At 52.8% G+C, this 20646-nt stretch carries 17 protein-coding genes; 15 read left to right on the forward strand and 2 right to left on the reverse strand.

Features of this window, described 5'->3' with window-relative positions; translation table 11 throughout:
- The first annotated feature begins 88 nt into the window (after positions 1–88).
- On the forward strand, positions 89–895 hold the full coding sequence (gene lgt, locus P0Y67_RS03210) for a prolipoprotein diacylglyceryl transferase (RefSeq protein ID WP_342390723.1): 807 nt from the start codon (positions 89–91) through the stop codon (positions 893–895).
- Between the two features lie 92 nt (positions 896–987).
- Positions 988–1839, forward strand: coding sequence for a thymidylate synthase (locus P0Y67_RS03215; protein ID WP_342390724.1), 852 nt, complete (start codon positions 988–990; stop codon positions 1837–1839).
- Between the two features lie 189 nt (positions 1840–2028).
- Here P0Y67_RS03215 and P0Y67_RS03220 read toward each other — a convergent pair whose 3' ends face one another.
- The gene (locus tag P0Y67_RS03220; RefSeq protein WP_342390725.1) at positions 2029–3171 is read right to left on the reverse strand and encodes a Na/Pi symporter; all 1143 of its coding nucleotides are present in this window, start codon (positions 3169–3171) and stop codon (positions 2029–2031) included.
- Between the two features lie 497 nt (positions 3172–3668).
- Between P0Y67_RS03220 and nhaA the strand changes: the two genes are divergently transcribed.
- From nhaA to P0Y67_RS03240, 4 genes are all read left to right on the forward strand, one after another.
- Entirely contained in the window at positions 3669–4850 is a 1182-nt protein-coding gene (gene nhaA, locus P0Y67_RS03225) for a Na+/H+ antiporter NhaA (protein ID WP_342390726.1), read from the forward strand.
- Positions 4851–4870: 20 nt separating this feature from the next.
- A complete protein-coding gene (locus tag P0Y67_RS03230) occupies positions 4871–5137 on the forward strand; it encodes a hypothetical protein (protein WP_342390727.1) in 267 nt (88 codons plus the stop codon).
- Between the two features lie 110 nt (positions 5138–5247).
- Entirely contained in the window at positions 5248–6135 is an 888-nt protein-coding gene (gene nhaR / locus P0Y67_RS03235) for a transcriptional activator NhaR (protein WP_342390728.1), read from the forward strand.
- A gap of 59 nt (positions 6136–6194) precedes the next feature.
- Positions 6195–6485 carry an ArsR/SmtB family transcription factor gene (locus tag P0Y67_RS03240; RefSeq protein WP_027253089.1) on the forward strand — a complete coding sequence of 97 codons (291 nt, stop codon included), beginning with the start codon at positions 6195–6197 and terminating at the stop codon, positions 6483–6485.
- A 102-nt stretch (positions 6486–6587) separates the two neighbouring features.
- Here the strand turns inward: P0Y67_RS03240 and rpsT are convergent, their stop codons facing one another.
- Positions 6588–6848: a 30S ribosomal protein S20 gene (rpsT, locus tag P0Y67_RS03245; RefSeq protein WP_027253088.1), complete on the reverse strand. Its 261-nt coding sequence runs from the start codon at positions 6846–6848 to the stop codon at positions 6588–6590.
- A 209-nt stretch (positions 6849–7057) separates the two neighbouring features.
- On the opposite strand from rpsT, the gene murJ reads away from it, so the two are divergent.
- The 9 genes from murJ to carB all read left to right on the forward strand — a co-directional run bounded on the left by murJ (position 7058) and on the right by carB (position 20559).
- Positions 7058–8617: a murein biosynthesis integral membrane protein MurJ gene (gene murJ, locus P0Y67_RS03250; RefSeq protein WP_342390729.1), complete on the forward strand. Its 1560-nt coding sequence runs from the start codon at positions 7058–7060 to the stop codon at positions 8615–8617.
- A 133-nt stretch (positions 8618–8750) separates the two neighbouring features.
- Positions 8751–9725, forward strand: coding sequence for a bifunctional riboflavin kinase/FAD synthetase (gene ribF, locus P0Y67_RS03255; RefSeq protein WP_342390730.1), 975 nt, complete (start codon positions 8751–8753; stop codon positions 9723–9725).
- Positions 9722–12553, forward strand: a complete 2832-nt coding sequence (gene ileS, locus P0Y67_RS03260; protein ID WP_342390731.1) for an isoleucine--tRNA ligase — start codon at positions 9722–9724, stop codon at positions 12551–12553. The genes ribF and ileS overlap by 4 nt, the downstream gene beginning before the upstream one ends.
- The gene (gene lspA, locus P0Y67_RS03265; protein WP_342390732.1) at positions 12553–13068 is read left to right on the forward strand and encodes a signal peptidase II; all 516 of its coding nucleotides are present in this window, start codon (positions 12553–12555) and stop codon (positions 13066–13068) included. The genes ileS and lspA overlap by 1 nt, the downstream gene beginning before the upstream one ends.
- Before the next feature lie 136 nt (positions 13069–13204).
- The gene (fkpB, locus tag P0Y67_RS03270; protein ID WP_027253083.1) at positions 13205–13639 is read left to right on the forward strand and encodes an FKBP-type peptidyl-prolyl cis-trans isomerase; all 435 of its coding nucleotides are present in this window, start codon (positions 13205–13207) and stop codon (positions 13637–13639) included.
- A 66-nt stretch (positions 13640–13705) separates the two neighbouring features.
- Positions 13706–14656, forward strand: a complete 951-nt coding sequence (gene ispH, locus P0Y67_RS03275; RefSeq protein ID WP_342390733.1) for a 4-hydroxy-3-methylbut-2-enyl diphosphate reductase — start codon at positions 13706–13708, stop codon at positions 14654–14656.
- A gap of 177 nt (positions 14657–14833) precedes the next feature.
- The gene (gene dapB, locus P0Y67_RS03280; protein ID WP_046218990.1) at positions 14834–15643 is read left to right on the forward strand and encodes a 4-hydroxy-tetrahydrodipicolinate reductase; all 810 of its coding nucleotides are present in this window, start codon (positions 14834–14836) and stop codon (positions 15641–15643) included.
- Positions 15644–16172: 529 nt separating this feature from the next.
- Positions 16173–17312 carry a glutamine-hydrolyzing carbamoyl-phosphate synthase small subunit gene (gene carA, locus P0Y67_RS03285; RefSeq protein ID WP_192015576.1) on the forward strand — a complete coding sequence of 380 codons (1140 nt, stop codon included), beginning with the start codon at positions 16173–16175 and terminating at the stop codon, positions 17310–17312.
- Between the two features lie 16 nt (positions 17313–17328).
- Positions 17329–20559, forward strand: coding sequence for a carbamoyl-phosphate synthase large subunit (gene carB / locus P0Y67_RS03290; protein ID WP_192015577.1), 3231 nt, complete (start codon positions 17329–17331; stop codon positions 20557–20559).
- The last annotated feature ends 87 nt before the right edge of the window (positions 20560–20646 follow it).

The following is a 20646-nucleotide window of genomic DNA, read 5'->3' on the forward strand; positions in this document are numbered from 1 at the left end:
AGTCACGGGGACTGGCATGAGACTTTTCATTGTGGGTACATGCTGTACCGCCGTGAACTTCTTTATTGATTAACCACGAGTATGTTGAATGAGCCAAGGTTATCTGACTTTTCCAAACTTTGACCCAATCCTGTTTCAAATCGGCCCGCTGGCGATCCGCTGGTATGGATTGATGTACCTGCTGGGCTTCGTCTTTGCGCTCTGGCTGGCAAACCGTCGTGCAGATAAGCCAGGCAGTGGCTGGACACGAGATCAAGTCAGCGACCTGCTGTTTGTGGGTTTCCTGGGGGTGGTGATCGGCGGCCGTGTGGGTTATGTCTTGTTTTACAACTTCGAAGTCTTCCTGGCCGATCCGCTTTACTTATTTAAAGTCTGGACCGGAGGCATGTCGTTCCATGGTGGCTTATTAGGCGTGATGACCGCTATGGTCTGGTATGCCCACCGCAATGGCCGCCGCTTCTTCGACGTGGCGGACTTTGTGGCGCCGTTAGTGCCGTTCGGTCTGGGCGCTGGCCGGCTTGGGAATTTCATCAATGGCGAACTCTGGGGCCGGGTAACAGATGTGCCCTGGGGCATGGTTTTCCCGACAGGCGGACCGCTGCCTCGCCATCCTTCTCAGTTATATGAGTTTTTCCTGGAAGGCCTGGTATTGCTGATCATCCTGAATGTCTTTATCCGTAAACCGCGTCCGGCGGGTGCCGCATCCGGGTTATTCCTGCTGGGTTACGGCTCGTTCAGGTTCCTGGTTGAATACTGCCGTGAACCCGACGCTCAGCTTGGCCTGTTTGCCGGCTGGATCAGCATGGGGCAGATTCTGTCTCTGCCTATGGTGATAGGCGGTGCACTGCTGATGGTATGGGCCTATAAGCGGGCCGGTAATCACCGCACCGCTTAACAGTCGTTTCAGGCAGCCCATTGGCTGCCTGATTTGTGATTATGGTATGCTTGCAGGCAGATTTTCTCCCGCCATTTTGGGTTAACAGAGACATGAAACAGTATTTAGATTTATGCCAGCGGATTATCAGTGAAGGTAAGTGGGTTACCAATGAACGGACAGGCAAGCGTTGCCTGACGCTGATTAACGCTGACCTGACTTATGATGTTGCCAACAATCAGTTTCCGCTGATCACCACGCGTAAAAGTTACTGGAAAGCGGCGATAGCCGAACTGCTCGGCTATCTGCGTGGCTACGACAGTGCAGCACAGTTTCGTGCGATCGGTTGTAACACATGGAATGCCAATGCCAATGACAATCAGGCATGGCTGAGTAATCCTCACCGCAAAGGTACCGACGACATGGGCCGTGTGTACGGCGTGCAGGGCAGAAGCTGGCGCAAGTCTGATGGCAGCACCTTGGATCAACTGCGAAAGATTGTCGATGATCTGAGCCGTGGCCTCGACGATCGTGGTGAGATACTGACGTTTTATAACCCGGGTGAATTTGAGATGGGCTGCCTGCGCCCGTGTATGCACACTCATACTTTTTCGCTGTTGGGCGACAGCCTGTATCTGACCAGCTACCAGCGTTCCTGCGATGTGCCGCTCGGGCTCAATTTTAATCAGATTCAGGTCTACACCTTGCTGGCTCTGATGGCGCAAATCACAGGCCATAAAGCCGGTAAGGCCTACCACAAGATTGTCAACGCGCATATCTATGAAGATCAACTGGCGCTGATGCGCGATGTTCAGCTCAAGCGAGAGCCGTATCCATCGCCCCGGCTGGTGATTAACCCAGAGATTAAATCACTGGACGATCTGGAAACCTGGGTCACTATGGACGATTTTAACGTAGAAGATTATCAGCACCATGAGCCGATACAGTATCCGTTTTCCGTCTGATAAAAGTTAAAACCCAGAGCCTCACGAATGTGGGGCTTTTTTGTACCTGAAAGCACGGACGCTAAAGTGGCTGACGGCAGCCTGAGCATCCACAGGTGTTGCTGGTGGGTAGGATAGCCGGTTATCATCAGATGAAAAAAATCCCGGCTCACAGTGAGCCGGGATTTTTTAGTATTCATCAGGCCTTGCTTATGCCGTTAAGGCCAGAATGCAGCCCGGGATAATGATAAAGACCAGCCCTAGATAGGCCGCCACGGTCGATTTGCTTTTCACTGCCAGCTCGCCCAGGTAGATAGCGCCCTTCAGCGGCAGTTCACGCAGGAACGGCAAGCCAAAGATCAGCAGGGTTGCCAGCACATTAAAGCACAGGTGCACCAGCGCAATTTGCAGGGCAAACACGGCATGGTCGCCGGAAATAGCCGTTGCAGCCAGCAGTGCAGTAATACAGGTGCCTATGTTGGCTCCCAGCGTAAACGGATACACATCGCGTACTTTCAGCACTCCGGTACCGACCAGAGGCACCATCAAACTGGTTGTCGTAGAGGACGACTGTACCAGTATGGTCACAATCGAACCTGACACGATACCGTGTACCGGGCCACGGCCAATCGCACTCTTCAGGATGTCACGGGCACGGCCAACCATCAGGCTGCGCATCAGCTTACCCATGACAGTAATCGCCAGGAAGATGAGCGCGATACCCAGGGCAATCATAATCACACCGCCCATGGTACCCATTGATTCCAGTGGCGCTTTTACGGCGTTCACTGCCGGTTTAGTCAGGGGCTTAATGAAGTCCAGCCCCTTCATGCTCATGTCACCGGTCGACATCAGGGGTGAAACCAGCCAGGCCGAAATTTTTTGCAGCAGGCCAAACATCATTTCCAGTGGCAGGAAGATCAGCACGGCCAGCAGATTGAAGAAATCATGCACTGTGGCGGCAGAAAATGCGCGGCGGAATTCATCTTTACAGCGGGCATGGCCCAGACTGACCAGTGTATTGGTCATAGTCGTACCAATATTGGCACCCATCACCATAGGAATCGCGGTTTCAACGGGCAGACCACCAGCAACAAGACCCACTATGATAGAGGTAACTGTACTGGAAGATTGGATGAGAGAGGTGGCTACCAGACCGATCATCAGGCCTGCAATAGGGTGTGAGGCAAATTCAAACAGGGTTTTGGCCTGCTCTCCTACCGACCACTTAAAGCCGCCGCTCACCAGGGAGACCGCGACCAGCAGCAGATAAAGCATGAAAACCAGGTTTGCCCAACGAACCCATCGCATGGAGCTTTGCATTGGCTCAGCTGTGGTGGCTTGGGTAGTCATATTCTGTTCTCCGTGACATTGCGATGTCATTTTGGTGTCAGTTTTTTGAATGTTGCCGCGATAGTAGAGAACGAATATTTCAGAAATATGACACAGCGAATCCTTTCTGTCATACCAGTGGATTTTGTGGCCAGGAGCAAAGAATGGGATCAGGATCTATCTTTTTATCTATAGGCTTAACGCTGTGATTTTTTTGATAAAACCTTTATTAGTATTGAAGAGAAGGATGTCGAAAAAAAACAGATAAAAAATTTGCCGGATGGGTTTTCAGTGTCATAGTGATGGTGGCTTACTCTGGAAAGTGTGCTGTCACTGGCCTGGGATGATAGTTAGATACTGCGGGTATTACGGTGTATTACTGCCAATGGTTCGGTTTTTCCGATCTATTGACTCTAAACAAACGATTTCACAGAGATGTCAGTAGGCGTCTACACTGTTTCAACCGCACACCAATAAAAAAGTGTGATTTTACAATGAGTAGTAAGGAGCTGCGGTCAATGACCGATGTAATTCTGAAATTCTTCAAATTAGAGTCTGCCGGCGGCATCTTGCTGATCGTCGCGGCGGCCCTGGCCATGATGATTGCCAATTCGCCTTTACAGTCAGTGTATGAGGGCGCATTACATACTTATATTGCAGGCCTGTCGGTAGCGCATTGGATTAACGATGGTTTGATGGCGATTTTCTTCCTGGTGATTGGCCTGGAAGTGAAGCGTGAACTGATCGAAGGCGCACTGAATACGAAAGAGAAAGCGATTTTCCCTGCTATCGCCGCATTGGGTGGTATGGTCGCGCCGGCTTTAGTGTATGTGCTTTTTAACTATGCCGACCCAGTGGCAATTGGTGGCTGGGCAATTCCAGCTGCGACAGATATCGCATTTGCGTTGGGTATTATGGCCCTTCTGGGTAACAGGGTGCCGGTTAGCCTGAAAGTCTTTTTGCTGGCATTAGCAATTATTGATGACCTGGGTGTCATTGTTATCATCGCCTTGTTCTACAGCAGTGATTTGTCGGCCATTGCGCTGGCCGTGGCATTCGCAGCTACCGCTGTGCTCTTTATTATGCACGCACGCAATGTCACTAACCTGGTCTGGTATATCCTGGTCGGGCTGGTGCTCTGGTTCAGCGTGCTGCAGTCGGGCGTGCATGCCACGCTGGCGGGTGTCGTACTGGGCTTTGCCATCCCGCTTCAGGGGCAGAATAAGCAGGGCAAAGAAATCTCGCCGCTCAAGACACTGGAGCATGGATTACATCCGTATGTCGCGTATCTGATCTTGCCACTGTTTGCCTTTGCGAATGCGGGAATTTCGCTGGCAGGTGTCTCGGCAGAAGGTCTGACCGCGATGCTGCCGCTGGGGATTGCGCTGGGCCTGTTTGTTGGTAAGCCGCTGGGTATTTTTACCGCGAGCTATCTGGCAGTGAAAATGGGCATAGCGCGTTTACCTGAAGGGACAGGTTTTGGACAGATATTTGCGGTGTCTGTGTTGTGCGGTATCGGTTTTACTATGTCGATATTTATTTCGATGCTGGCATTCAGCGGTGCTGATCTCGAGCTGATTACTTATTCCAAGCTGGGGATTCTGATAGGGTCGACCACCGCAGCTGTTGTCGGCTATATACTGCTGCACCGTTCGCTTCCGGCTGCCAAGGCGGTTAAGGACAGTCAGACATCATCGTAATCCGGGACAGGGAGATGTTTATGAAAGCATTAATTGTACTGGTATTGGGCCTGAGTTCGGCCGGTGCCTCAGCGGCTGCGGCTGACTACAGTCACTGCCAGCAGCAGCTTGATAATGAGTTGTGCCAAGCCTATCTTACCGGCTTTGAGCAGGGGGTGAATCAGAGCCAGGAACGGCAGGAAGATGCCCCCACAGGTTTTCTGGCCCGGGCACTGGAGCAGCGGGCGGGTGAACGCTCCCGCCATTTGGTGTCAGCGGAAACAGTGACTGAAATACAGGCGCAATAATCCTTTCCCGTTCCCAGACTCAGTGTCTTTTCGGATAAAAAACACATAGGATAACCCCAGGCTGATAAGGCCTGGGGTTTTTTATTTGTTGAGTATCGAGGCCTACGACAGTGTCGCACCTGAATTACAATCACCTGTATTATTTCTGGATGGTCTGCAAGCAAGGGTCAGTGACCAAAGCGGCCGATGCATTATTTCTCGCGCCGCAGACAGTGACAGGCCAGATAAGGGCGCTTGAGGAAAGGCTGAACGGTAAGCTGACCAAAAGGGTCGGCCGTAACATTGAGCCCACAGAGCTGGGACAGCTGGTCTTTAAGTACGCCGATAAAATGTTTGATCTCAGTTATGAATTACTGGATATCGTGAATTATACCCAGCGCGAGAATCAGCTGCTGGAAGTCGGGGTCGCGGATGCGCTGTCAAAACGCCTGGTCAGTAAGATTTTAATGGCAGGTATCCCGGAAGATGAGCGCATTCATTTACGCTGCTACGAGTCGACGCATGAAATGCTGCTGGAGCAATTGTCTCAGCATAAGCTGGATATGATTTTGTCTGATTGCCCGGTGGACTCCACACAGAGTCCTGGGCTGTTCAGTAAAAAACTGGGCGAGTCCAGCATGAGCTTTTTCTGTTCGGATGCTGACAAATCACTCAGTTTTCCCGCCTGCCTTGAAGAGTACAAGCTGCTGGTGCCGGGACGCCGTACGGCAATGGGACGTAAACTGCACCACTGGTTTGATCAGCAGGGGATCACGCCCAATATCTTGGGTGAGTTTGATGATGCGGCGTTAATGAAAGCGTTCGGCTCGTTTCGTAAATCTATGTTTGTGGCGCCTTCGATTTATGCCGAAGAAATTGAACAGTCGCATACCGTACGCGAAGTGAAGCGAGTAAGGGCGATTCGGGAGGAATATTACGTTATTTTTGCCGAACGTATGATCATGCACCCTGCGGTGAAGAAAATTTGCGAAGCTGACTTCAGAAAATTGTTCAAATGACCGCCTTTTTCAGTGATAGAAGTCAATAGATAAATCACTGAAGTTCAAGCGGTGGGAAGATGGAAACCATAACGTTACATCACAGTGCTCCTCAGGCAGTATCTTTGCTTAAGGCTATGGCTAATGAGCGGCGGCTGCTGATTTTATGCTACTTGCTGGAAGGAGAGTTGTCGGTTGGAACGATGAGTGACCGTCTGGAATTAAGCCAGTCGGCCTTGTCACAGCATCTTGCCTGGCTAAGGCGTGATGGCCTGGTGGCGACACGTAAAGAGTCGCAGACTGTGTTCTACAGGCTGAGAAGCCAGGAAGTGAAGTCGATGATTCAGCTGTTGCAGCAAATGTACTGCTAAGTACTAATTGCCAGTCTGGGACGAGGCGTTACAGTAAACAGCGGATATAAAAAAACCGGCCATAGCCGGTTTTTTTATTGCTGTAGCATCAATGCACTGAAATTACAGAGCGTTGATTTTTGCAGACAGGCGCGCTTTATGACGAGCAGCCTTGTTTTTGTGAACCAGGCCTTTAGTAGCCATACGGTCCATAACAGGTTGCATGTCAGCGAAGGCCTTAACGGCGGCTTCTTTATCGCCTGCTTCAATAGCAGCAACAACTTTTTTGAAGAAAGTGCGCATCATAGAACGACGGCTAGCGTTGTGCTGACGACGTTTTTCAGAAGTGATTGCACGTTTCTTAGCAGATTTGATATTTGCCAAGGGTGTAACTCCCAAATTCTTGGTATGGTGACAATTTAAGGCCGAGGAATATGCCTCTAAAACCGAACAATGTCAAATGATTTGTGCAAATAACAGCCGCGCCATTGAAATTGGCACTTGTGCATTAACACGGTTAATATGGCGGCAGATTCTACCAGCATTTGGCTCTGCAAGTCACCTTTCTGGGCCATCTTTTATGAGGTTTTTTTGTGAGTAAGCGTCTTTTGCGCTCCGGGCTGATTGTCAGCAGTATGACTTTAGTATCTCGCGTCATGGGTTTAGTGCGAGATGTAGTGGTAGCAAACCTGATGGGAGCCGGTGCGGCTGCCGATGTTTTTTTCTTCGCCAATAAGATCCCTAACTTCCTTCGCCGCCTGTTTGCCGAAGGGGCTTTCTCGCAAGCCTTCGTTCCCGTGCTGACTGAAGCCCATGCGGCGGGTGATAAAGACAAGACCCGTGAGCTTATCGCCCGGGTGTCCGGTACGCTGGGGGGGATAGTTACCCTGGTCACCCTGTTGGGCGTGTTGGGTTCCGGGGCAATTACTGCCTTGTTTGGTGCCGGTTGGTTTATTGACTGGCTCAATGACGGGCCGGCAGCGCCGAAGTTTGAACTGGCAAGCCTGTTGCTGAAAATCACGTTTCCTTACCTGTGGTTTATCACTCTGGTCGCTTTGTCGGGGGCCGTCCTCAATACCTTAGGGAAATTTGCCGTTTCTTCGTTTACCCCGGTATTTCTCAATATCTCCATTATTTTGTGTGCCTGGTGGGTATCGCCGAATATGGATCAGCCTGAAATCGGCCTGGCGCTGGGCGTTTTTCTGGGCGGTTTAGTGCAGTTTCTGTTTCAGTTGCCCTTTCTTTACCGGGAAGGGGTGCTGGTACGTCCTCGCTGGGGATGGCGCGATCCCGGCGTGGTGAAAATCCGCACTCTGATGATACCGGCCTTGTTCGGTGTGTCAGTGAGCCAGATTAACTTGCTGTTTGATACTTTCATCGCCAGCTTTCTGATGACGGGATCGATCAGCTGGCTGTATTACTCAGACCGGCTGCTTGAATTTCCTTTGGGTTTGTTTGGGATTGCCATTGCGACCGTGATCCTGCCGGCCTTGTCGCGCAAGCATGTGGATCAGAACCGGGAGCATTTTGCCCACACCATGGATTGGGGGGTCAGAATGGTACTTCTGCTCGGTTTGCCTGCTATGCTGGGGCTAATGGTGCTGGCGAAGCCTATGCTGATGGTGCTTTTCATGCGGGGGGAATTTACCCCCAATGATGTCGAGCAGGCGGGCATGTCGCTGCTGGCTTACGCATCTGGCCTGCTGAACTTTATGTTAATCAAGGTGCTGGCGCCTGGTTACTATGCAAGACAAGACACCCGTACCCCGGTGCGCTATGGCGTGATTGCTATGGTCACTAACATGGTATTCAATGCGATTTTTGCCTATTTCTTAGGCTATGTTGGCCTGGCGCTGGCAACGGCCTTGTCGGCACTGGTCAACGCCGCACTCTTGTACCGCGGTCTGCACCGTGCCGGGGTGTACCGTATTTCACGCACGACGTTTGGATTTGTGGTCCGTCTGGTGATTGCCGGTGTGGCTATGGTGGGCGTGCTGTTATGGCTGTCGCCGGATATGGCGCACTGGCTGTCATTGGGTCTGGTTCAGCGTGTGTACTGGCTGACTGGCCTGATAGGCATTGGCGCCGTGACTTACCTGTTATCACTGACGGTGACAGGTGTCCGTTTGCACCACCTGCGCAGCGAAAGCTAAGGTGCGCGATACGGATTAAGGCCGGCACGCAATTGAGGCAAAAAAGTACATCTTACGGCGAGCATGGTTTTAACCCTGTTGCGCTCTGGTATATAATCCGTCAGTTTTTGACTTTGGTAATGATTAGCTGCAGATGGAATTGATCCGAGGAATTCATAATATCCGGCCCGGTCACCACGGCTGTGTTCTGACAATTGGCAACTTTGACGGGGTCCATCAGGGCCATCTGGCCGTGCTGCGTCAGGTACTGGAGCAAGCCCGGCGATTAGGGGTTCCTTCGACTGTGATGAGTTTCGAGCCTCAGCCCATGGAGCTCTTTGCCAAAGGCAAGGCGCCGGCAAGGCTGACCCGTTTTCGCGACAAGTATCAGCAGCTCAGCCATGCAGGTATAGATCGCCTGTTGTGTGTCAATTTCAACGCCCGCTTTGCCGATATGGCACCGGAAGATTTCGTCCGTCGCTTGTTGGTGGAACAATTGGGTGTTAAGTTTCTGGTTGTTGGTGACGACTTTCGCTTCGGCAAAGGCCGCAGCGGCGATTTTGCCATGCTGGAAGCCGCCGGGCGTGAATTCGGCTTTGAGGTTGTCAGTACCCAGAGTTACTGTGTGGATACTCAGCGCGTGAGCAGTACGGCAATCCGCGAAGCACTGGCCAGTGATGATCTGGCCTCAGCGGAAGCCATGCTGGGTCGCCCGTACAGTATTACCGGCCGGGTGTCACATGGCCAGAAGCTGGGCCGGACCATAGGCTTCCCCACGGCCAACGTGCCGCTGAAGCGCCGGGTGTCACCGGTTTCCGGTGTGTATGCCGTTGAAGTGCTGGGGGTGGCGCAACAGCCATTGCCCGGGGTGGCGAATATCGGCCGCCGACCGACAGTGAACGGCGAGCGTCAGCAACTGGAAGTCCATTTATTTGATTATCAGTCTGATATTTATGGTTGTCAGATTGAAGTGGTGCTACACCACAAATTACGAGATGAAATTAAATTCGCCTCCTTTGATGCGCTGAAAGCGCAAATCGAGCGTGATGCCCAGACTGCGCGGGTGTGGCTGTCTGAGCATCGTCAACATGTCCAACTTCGCCCAAGTAACGGAATTGAGAATCAATGAGCGACTATAAAGATACCCTGAACCTGCCTGAAACAGGGTTTCCGATGCGAGGCAACCTGGCGCAACGCGAGCCTGCAATGCTTAAGCGTTGGTATGACGAGGATCTCTACGGTGAAATCCGTAAAGTCAAGAAAGGTAAAAAATCTTTCGTACTGCATGACGGCCCTCCATATGCCAATGGTGATATTCATATTGGTCACGCACTGAACAAGATTCTCAAAGACATTATTATCAAGTCAAAGTCGATGTCCGGCTTTGACGCGCCTTACGTGCCGGGCTGGGATTGCCACGGTCTGCCGATCGAGCTGATGGTTGAGAAAAAAGTCGGTAAACCCGGCCACAAAGTCTCTGCCGCCGAATTCCGCGAAAAATGCCGGGCGTATGCAGCCGGTCAGGTTGAAGGCCAGAAAGAAAGTTTTATCCGCCTCGGAGTACTGGGTGAGTGGGACAAGCCTTACCGCACGATGGATTTTGCTACCGAAGCCAACATCATTCGTGCCTTGGGCAAAATTGCCGATAACGGCCACCTGCTGAAAGGGTTCAAACCTGTTCACTGGTGTACCGACTGCGGTTCAGCACTGGCTGAAGCCGAAGTGGAATACAAAAACAAGGTCTCGCCGTCCATCGACGTGAAATTCAAAGCCGTTGATGAAGCAGAAGTCTTAAGCAAGTTTAATCTGGCCAGTGATCATCAGGGGCAGGGTGATGTGTCCATTGTGATCTGGACCACCACGCCCTGGACATTGCCGGCCAACCGTGCGGTAGCCGTGCGTGACGATCTGGAATATGTCCTGATCCAGGTGGAAGGCGAGCAGCCTCAACGTCTGATCGTGGCCGCTGAGCTGGCAAAAGATGTGATGGATCGTGCCGGTATCGAGCATTTCCACAATCTGGGCTTCTGTAAAGGCATCGAGCTGGATCTGCTGCGCTTTAATCATCCGTTCTACAGCTTCGATGTGCCTGTGATTCTGGGTGATCATGTGACCACCGAATCCGGTACCGGTTGCGTACACACAGCGCCAGGCCACGGCCAGGAAGACTTTGTGGTCGGTCAGAAGTACGGTCTGGAAGTGGCCAACCCGGTCGGCAGTAACGGGGTATACCTGCCGGATACCGAGCTGTTTGCCGGTCAGCACGTCTTCAAAGCCAACGACGCAGTTGTCGAGACGCTGAAAGAACACGGTGCCTTGCTGCATCATCACTCTTATGAGCACAGCTACCCGCATTGCTGGCGTCACAAGACCCCAATCATCTTCCGGGCCACCCCGCAGTGGTTTATTTCCATGGATCAGAACGGACTGCGTGCCAAAGCGCTGGAAGAAATCAAAGGTGTTCAGTGGATGCCTGAGTGGGGCCAGAGCCGTATCGAGAGCATGGTCGAAGGTCGCCCTGAGTGGTGTATCTCACGTCAGCGCACCTGGGGTGTGCCGATTGCACTGTTCGTCCATAAAGAAACGCAGGAACTGCATCCGGACAGCCTGGCACTGATTGAAAAAGTGGCTCAGCTGGTGGAAGAAAAAGGCATCCAGGCGTGGTGGGATCTCAATCCTGCCGAGATCATGGGTGAAGCCGATGCTGAGCAATACGAAAAAGTGCTCGACACCCTGGATGTCTGGTTTGACTCCGGTGTCACCCACTATGCCGTGGTTGATAACCGCGAAGAGTTCAATGGCAATTCGGCCGATCTTTATCTGGAAGGTTCTGATCAGCATCGTGGCTGGTTCCAGTCTTCGCTGATTTCATCGGTGGCGATGAAAAACAAGGCTCCTTACCGCCAGGTGCTGACCCACGGTTTCGTGGTTGATGGCCAGGGCCGTAAGATGTCGAAATCTATCGGTAACGTGGTCGCGCCAAAAGATGTTACCAACAAGCTGGGCGCTGATATCCTGCGTCTGTGGGTCGCATCGACTGACTACACAGGCGAAGTGGCGGTGTCAGATGAAATCCTCAAGCGCAGCGCTGATGCTTACCGTCGTATCCGTAACACGGCGCGTTTCCTGCTGGCCAACCTGAGCGGCTTCAACCCGGCCACCGACTGCGTGCCGGCCGAAGAGATGGTCGCGCTGGATCGCTGGGCGGTCGCGCAAGCCAAAGCGGCACAGGATGAAATCATCAAAGCTTACGATGAATACAACCTGCACACAGTGACCCAACGTCTGATGCACTTCTGTTCGATCGAAATGGGCTCTTTCTATCTCGATGTGATCAAAGATCGCCAGTACACCGCCAAACGCGGGGGCCATGCCCAGCGCAGCTGCCAGACCGCTTTGTACTACATTGTCGAAGCTCTGGTTCGCTGGATGGCGCCAATCATGTCTTTCACCGCCGATGAAATCTGGAATGAGATGCCGGGCGAGCGTGACACCTTTGTCTTCACCGGCGAGTGGTTCGACGGCCTGTTTGCGCTGTCTGACAATGAAGCATTCAGCAACGAATTCTGGACTGAGATCCAGGCGGTTCGCGGCGCAGTGAACAAACTGCTGGAAGAAGCGCGTAACGAAAAACGCCTTGGCGGTGCGCTGCAGGCAGAGGTGACGCTGTTTGCCGAACCTGAGCTGGCAGCCAAGCTCAGCAGTCTGGAAAATGAGCTGCGCTTTGTGCTGCTGACCTCCAAAGCCCAGGTGGCTTTGGCCGACAGTAAGCCGGCAGAGGCGAAACCGACTGAGGTGGCCGGCCTGTCGGTGCTGGTGACAGCATCGGAAGCGGCCAAGTGTGACCGCTGTTGGCACCATGTGGCCGATGTCGGCACCATTGCCGGCCATGAAGAAATTTGTGGCCGCTGTGTGACCAACATCGACGGTCAGGGTGAAGAGCGCAAGTTTGCCTGATGAGTAATTTACCTGCTTTGAAGCAATCCGGAATTCGCTGGCTGTGGCTGGCGGTTCTGGTCTTTGCCATCGATATCGGCACTAAGCTGCTGGTGATGGACACCATGGGTTACGGTTGGCCTAACCGCATTGAAGTCTTGCCCTTCTTTAATTTGCTGTATGTGCACAACTACGGCGCGGCCTTCAGCTTTCTCAGTGATGCCAGCGGCTGGCAGCGATGGCTGTTTACTGCTATTGCCTTAGGGGTGACTGCGTTACTCATGGTCTGGATGCGGCGTACGCCAGCCAGCCATACTATGGTCAACTCTGCCTATGCGCTTATCATAGGTGGTGCACTCGGCAACCTGTTTGATCGTCTGTACCATGGCTTTGTGGTGGATTTTCTCGATTTCTATATCGGGCAACACCACTGGCCGGCGTTTAATATTGCCGACTCGGCAATTTGCGTTGGCGCGGGTCTGATCATTCTGGAAGGCTTACTGGCCGGAAAGACCAAGACCAAAGCCAGCCAGTAAGGCGTTCAGGCTCACGAACCAGGCGCTGCTCGTTGCGATGGGCGGCGCTTTATTGTAAAAAGCGATGGATTTATCCGGTAAGCATGATAGTTAAGGCCTGCCGCACCACTCAGTAATTCGTAATCAGGATGTATGTATGTCGGTCATCACGCACAACAGTGAAGTTTTAATGCACTTTTCCATCAAGCTGGAAGACGGCTCTGTCGCTGAGTCTACTCAGTCTATGGGGAAACCGGCTAAGTTTCGTATGGGCGATGGCAGCCTGACTGACAACTTTGAACGTTGCCTGCTTGGTCTGGCGCAGGGCGAGAAAAACCAGTTTGTGCTTGAGCCGGAAGATGCGTTCGGTATGCCGAACCCTGACAATATCCATCATGTTGATTTAACCCGCTTTGGCTCTGACGCCCCGGCAGAAGTCGGCGCTATCATTGCATTCAGCGGCCCGGACGGGCAGGATATCCCTGGTGTGATTACCGCTGTGGTCGGTGATTCTGTCACTGTTGATTTCAATCATCCGCTGGCCGGCCAGCGGGTGACCTTTGATGTTGAAGTGGTCAGCATCGAAGGGTAAACCCATATCCGTTCCTGGCCCTCTTGAGGTCAGGAGTGGAAGGATCAAGGTAAAGAGTCCTCAGATATGAAAATCTTACTTGCTAACCCTCGTGGTTTCTGTGCCGGTGTTGATCGGGCAATCAGTATCGTTGAGCGTGCGCTGGAGCTGTATCAGCCGCCTATTTACGTGCGCCATGAGGTGGTTCACAACCGGTTTGTGGTTGAAGGACTGAAACAGCGTGGGGCAGTCTTTGTCGAAGAGCTGAGTGAAGTGCCGGATGATAATATTGTTATTTTCTCTGCTCACGGGGTGTCTCAGGCTGTTCGCAATGAAGCCAAAGCGCGCAAGTTAACCGTGTTTGATGCGACATGCCCTCTGGTCACCAAAGTCCACATGGAAGTAGCCCGCGCCAGTCGCCGCGATATGGAAGTGGTGCTGATCGGCCATGCCGGTCACCCTGAAGTCGAAGGGACTATGGGCCAGTACGCCAGCGACACAGGCGGTATGTACCTGGTTGAAACCCCGGTCGATGTTGACAAGCTGAAAGCTGTGGTGAGAGATCCGGGCAACCTGCACTACGTCAGCCAGACGACTTTGTCGGTGGACGAAACCGCAGAGGTCATTGATCGCTTGCGTCAGGTCTTCCCGGATATTCAGGGGCCGCGCAAAGATGACATCTGTTATGCAACCCAGAATCGCCAGGATGCCGTGCGTGAAATGGCCGCCAGCGTCGATGTGATGATAGTGGTGGGGTCAAAAAACTCCTCAAACTCCAATCGCCTGCGTGAATTAGCAGAAAAACTGGGTACCCCAAGCTACCTGACGGACTGTGCCGAAGATGTCGATGCCAACTGGCTGACCGGCAAAGCGAGTGTGGGCGTGACAGCGGGCGCCTCTGCGCCGGAAGCGCTGGTCAACCAGATTATCGCCCGAATTCAGGCACTGGCCGGTGGCGAAGTGGAAGAGCTGAGCGGCCGCGAAGAAAATATGTTTTTTGAAGTGCCGCGGGAATTGCAGGTCAAAAATGTAGGCTAAGCAGCCCGTCGCAGGATTATTTCTGGAACCCCGGTCATACCGGGGTTTTTTTTCACCGTTATACAGGCTAGATTAATGGGCTGTTTATCTTTCATGGTCTTGGCGTGTAGGCCGGTCAATCTGGCCCTGAAAGATAAACAGACCTTCATCTGCTGAATGTTTTAAGGAGAAACAGCTATGGTCAGAATCGCGATTGCCGGTGCGGCAGGGCGAATGGGACGCCAGTTACTGAAAGCGACAGCACAGTCTGAACAGGCACAGGTGGGTGCAGCGACTGAGCGTCCTCAGAGCAGCCTGATCGGCGTTGATGCCGGCGAACTGGCGGGTATTGGCAAGCTGGAAGTGGCTGTGGTCGATGATATTGAAAAAGCGATCAATGATTTTGATGTGCTGATTGATTTCACAGCGCCAGTCGCAACACTGGCGAATCTGGCGCTGTGCCAGCGCCATAATAAGAAAATTGTCATTGGGACAACCGGCTTTAGCGAAGAAGAAAAAGCCCGGATCGATGCTGCCGCCAGTCAGATAGCCGTTGTGATGGCCCCCAACTACAGCGTAGGCGTCAACCTGACGTTCAAGCTGCTGGAGAAAGCGGCCAAGATCATGGGGGATTACTGTGATATCGAAATCATAGAAGCCCACCACAGACATAAAGTCGACGCACCTTCCGGCACGGCGCTGGGTATGGGCGAGGCGATTGCCGGCGCAATGGGGAAAAAACTGAGCGATGTTGCTGTCTATGCCCGTGAAGGGATTACCGGTGAGCGCAGCCGCGATGAAATCGGCTTCGCAACGATTCGCGCCGGCGACATTATCGGTGAGCACACGGCTATGTTTGCTGATATTGGCGAGCGGGTAGAAATCACTCACAAAGCAACAGACCGTATGACATTTGCCAACGGAGCAGTCCGCGCGGCGGCTTGGCTGGATAAGCAACCGGCGGGTTTTTATACCATGCAGGATGTGCTTGGTCTGAACGATCTGTAAATCACTTCTGTCACACTGCAGCCGGTGCCGGCTGCAGTGTTCTGCTCAGTCCTCTGTTTCACCCTCCTTCGTTTTGCATAAATCATCAAATTGAACGACAAAGCATTCTTGTTGCGCTCTTCGCTGTAAATCTAAGGGTTTGCTTGCTTTTTTGTGTGCTTGTTGTGCTTGGTGTCTTCCTGCGCTCTAAAAGCAGGTGTTATGTCGTCGGATTTCTGTGGTTTACCCGCTTGATAATTTGTAGTACGCGTTTGGCTGGCTTGGCAAACGGTTGCCTGAACATGCAACCCGGAAGGTCGATGGAAAAAGGCAGGAAAAGATATGCTTTCTCTGGTTTGGTGGCTTAAGCGGCCGGAGTGGTCGATATTTAAAATTTAATTTCCCCCTGTTGTTGACAGTTTGGGCATGGATCACTAGAATGCGCGCAATTTGTCAAAATTCGGCTTGACTGGGGTTTTGACTTTCTATGGAATGGGTAAATGCAATTTTATCTGTTTTATTTGCGTTTTTATGAAGATTGGAGGTTGTCTTGAACAAATCGGCGCTGTTAGTCCTTGAAGACGGGACTGTGTTCCACGGCGTATCCATCGGTGCAGATGGTTCGGCCGTTGGTGAAGTTGTTTTCAATACCTCGATGACGGGGTACCAGGAAATTCTCACTGACCCCTCTTACTCTCAACAGATTGTCACTCTTACTTATCCCCACATTGGCAATACCGGAACCAATTCCGAAGACGAAGAATCTACTGCAATCCACGCGCAAGGCCTGGTAATTCGCGACCTCCCTCTTATTGCTTCAAACTTCCGCTCCCAGCAGACATTGTCTGATTATCTGAAATCTCAAAACATTGTTGGTATCGCTGACATTGACACCCGTAAGCTGACCCGTCTGCTGCGTGAGAAAGGCGCGCAGAATGGTTGCATCATGGCGGGTGACAATCTCGACGCAGCGCTGGCGCTGGAAAAAGCCAAAGCCTTTCCTGGCCTGAAAGGGATGGATCTGGCGAAGGTGGTGTCGACCAAAGAAAGCTACAGCTGGGCGCAGGGTTCCTGGACGCTGGAAGGCGGGCTGCCGGAAGCCAAAGAGGCCGGCGAGTTACCTTACCATGTGGTGGCTTATGACTTCGGTGCCAAGCGTAATATCCTGCGCATGCTGGTTGACCGTGGTTGCCGCCTGACTGTCGTTCCGGCAGAAACCTCAGCAGAAGAAGTGCTGGCGATGAATCCGGATGGCGTCTTCCTGTCGAATGGCCCGGGCGACCCGGAGCCTTGTACTTACGCGATTGAAGCGACGAAAACATTTCTGGACAAAGGCCTGCCTGTGTTTGGCATCTGCCTGGGACACCAGATCCTGGCGCTGGCAAGCGGTGCCAAGACAGTGAAAATGAAATTTGGTCACCACGGTGCCAACCACCCGGTCAAAGATCTGGACCGCAATGTTGTGATGATCACCAGCCAGAACCACGGTTTTGCGGCTGATGAAGACACACTGCCGGATAACCTGCGTGCCACCCACAAGTCGCTGTTCGATGGCTCCCTGCAGGGCATCCACCGTACCGACAAGCCGGCTTTCAGCTTCCAGGGTCACCCTGAAGCCAGCCCGGGTCCGCACGATGCGGCACCACTTTTTGACCACTTTATCGACCTGATTAAACAGCACAGCGCCTAAGCCGGAGTAGTAAACGATGCCAAAACGTACTGACATACAAAGTGTTCTGATTCTGGGTGCCGGTCCTATCGTGATTGGCCAGGCGTGTGAGTTTGACTACTCAGGTGCTCAAGCATGTAAAGCGCTGCGTGAAGAAGGTTACCGCGTTATCCTGGTGAACTCGAACCCGGCCACGATCATGACCGATCCGGAAATGGCGGATGCGACTTATATTGAGCCGATCCACTGGGAAGTTGTACGCAAGATCATTGAAAAAGAGCGTCCTGATGCCGTCCTGCCGACGATGGGCGGCCAGACCGCGCTGAACTGTGCGCTGGATCTGGAGCGTCACGGCGTGCTGGCCGAATTCGGCGTAGAAATGATTGGTGCGACGGCTGATGCGATTGACAAAGCTGAAGACCGCTCGCGCTTTGATAAAGCCATGAAGTCGATTGGTCTGGAGTGTCCGCGCGCCGATACCGCGAAAACCATGGAAGAAGCCTACAAAGTCCTCGATATGGTCGGCTTCCCCTGTATCATCCGTCCGTCTTTCACCATGGGTGGTACAGGCGGTGGTATCGCCTATAACAAAGAAGAATTTGAAGAAATCTGTCGCCGTGGTCTGGACTTATCACCGACCAACGAACTGCTGATTGACGAGTCCCTGATTGGCTGGAAAGAGTACGAGATGGAAGTGGTTCGTGATAAGAACGACAACTGTATCATCGTCTGTGCCATTGAAAACTTCGATCCAATGGGTATTCACACCGGTGACTCCATCACAGTCGCGCCTGCCCAGACGCTGACGGACAAAGAATACCAGCTGATGCGTAACGCGTCGCTGGCGGTACTGCGCGAAATCGGTGTGGAAACCGGTGGTTCAAACGTCCAGTTCGGTATTAACCCGAAAGATGGCCGCATGGTTATCATTGAGATGAACCCGCGTGTTTCCCGCTCGTCTGCCCTGGCCTCGAAAGCGACCGGCTTCCCGATTGCCAAAGTGGCCGCCAAGCTGGCGATAGGTTTCACACTGGATGAGCTGATGAACGACATCACGGGTGGTGCAACACCAGCCTCGTTCGAGCCAACCATAGATTACGTTGTTACTAAGATCCCACGCTTCAACTTTGAAAAGTTCGCGGGTGCCAACGATCGTCTGACGACTCAGATGAAGTCTGTGGGTGAAGTGATGGCCATCGGCCGTAACCAGCAGGAATCACTGCAAAAAGCCCTGCGTGGCCTGGAAGTGGGCGCCAACGGCTTTGATGAAATGGTGGATCTGGACGATCCTGAAGCGCTGACTAAGATTCGCCACGAGCTGAAAGAAGCCGGTGCTGAGCGTATCTGGTACATCGCCGATGCTTTCCGTGCCGGGTTGTCTGTGGATGGTGTCTTCAACCTGACCAATGTCGACCGCTGGTTCCTGGTACAGATCGAAGAGATCGTCCAAATGGAAGCCAAGGTCAAAGAAGACGGCTTTGCGGGTCTGACCGGCGATTTCCTGCGTAAGCTGAAGCGCAAAGGTTTCTCGGATGCCCGGCTGGCTAAGCTGCTGGGTGTGGCTGAGCTGGAAATCCGCAAAGAACGTGACCGTCACGATATCCACCCTGTTTACAAGCGTGTTGATACCTGTGCGGCTGAGTTCTCTTCAGACACCGCTTACATGTATTCGTCTTATGACGAAGAATGTGAAGCCAACCCGACCGATCGTGACAAGATCATGGTGCTGGGTGGCGGCCCGAACCGTATCGGTCAGGGTATCGAATTCGATTATTGCTGTGTACATGCTTCTCTGGCGCTGCGCGAAGACGGTTACGAAACCATTATGGTGAACTGTAACCCTGAGACAGTCTCCACCGACTACGACACCTCGGATCGTCTGTATTTTGAACCTGTTACGCTGGAAGACGTACTGGCCATTGTGCGCGTCGAGAAGCCTAAAGGTGTTATCGTTCAGTACGGTGGCCAAACGCCGCTCAAACTGGCACGTGCACTGGAAGCGGCCGGTGTGCCGATTATTGGTACCAGCCCGGATGCGATTGACCGCGCCGAAGACCGTGAACGTTTCCAGGCCGCTGTTGAGCGTCTGGGCCTGAAGCAGCCGGAAAATGCGACAGTAACAGCGATGGAACAGGCTATTGAGAAATCGAAAGATATCGGTTTCCCTCTGGTGGTGCGTCCTTCGTATGTACTGGGCGGTCGTGCGATGGAAATCGTGTACGACGAAAACGACCTGCGCCGTTATTTCAACGAAGCGGTCAGCGTATCGAACGAATCGCCTGTGCTGCTGGATCGCTTCCTGGACGATGCCACGGAAGTGGATGTGGATGCCATCTGCGACGGCGAGCGTGTGGTGATCGGCGGTATCATGGAGCATATCGAGCAAGCGGGTGTTCACTCAGGTGACTCAGCCTGTTCGCTGCCAGCTTATACTCTGAGCCAGGAAATTCAGGATGAAATGCGCCGTCAGGTTGAGAAGCTGGCGTTTGAGCTCGGTGTTCGCGGCCTGATGAATACCCAGTTTGCGGTCAAAGACAACGAAGTGTACCTGATTGAAGTTAACCCGCGTGCCGCGCGGACAGTACCTTTTGTCTCCAAAGCAACGGGTGCCCCACTGGCGAAAATCGCCGCACGTGTGATGGCCGGTCAGACGCTGGAACAGCAAGGTTTCACCAAGGAAATCATTCCTCCTTACTATTCCGTGAAGGAAGTGGTGCTGCCTTTCAACAAGTTCCCGGGTGTCGACCCGCTGCTTGGCCCTGAAATGCGCTCAACCGGCGAAGTGATGGGTGTGGGCGATACGTTCGCTGAAGCCTTTGCTAAGGCTGAACTGGGCTGCGGTAAAGAGCACAGCCGTGAAAATGCCGGCCGCGCACTGCTGTCTGTCCGTAACAACGACAAACGCCGTGTGGTCGACCTGGCCGCTAAGCTGGTGAAGCTGGGTTACGAGCTGGATGCGACCCACGGTACTGCGGTGATTCTGGGCGAAGCGGGTATTAACCCACGCCTGGTGAACAAGGTGCATGAAGGCCGTCCTCATATTCTTGACCGTATCAAGAACAACGAGTACAGCTATATCATCAACACCGCAGAAGGCCGTCAGGCGATTGAAGATTCTAAAGTGTTGCGCCGCGGTGCGTTGCTGGAGAAGGTGAATTACACCACGACCCTGAACGCTGCGTTTGCCACCTGTATGGCACTGACTGCGGATGACCGCAATAAGGTGACCTCAGTACAAGAGCTTCACGCAAGATTGAACAAGGCTTAACAGCCCGCTGATAAAGCAATAGCAAGCCCGTCGTTGTGAAACGACGGGCTTTTTTTCGTGTTATTTTTTGCACGCGATGATGACGCC

Origin of the sequence: Photobacterium sp. SP02 (assembly GCF_038519165.1) — a bacterium.
Taxonomy (GTDB): domain Bacteria; phylum Pseudomonadota; class Gammaproteobacteria; order Enterobacterales; family Vibrionaceae; genus Photobacterium; species Photobacterium halotolerans.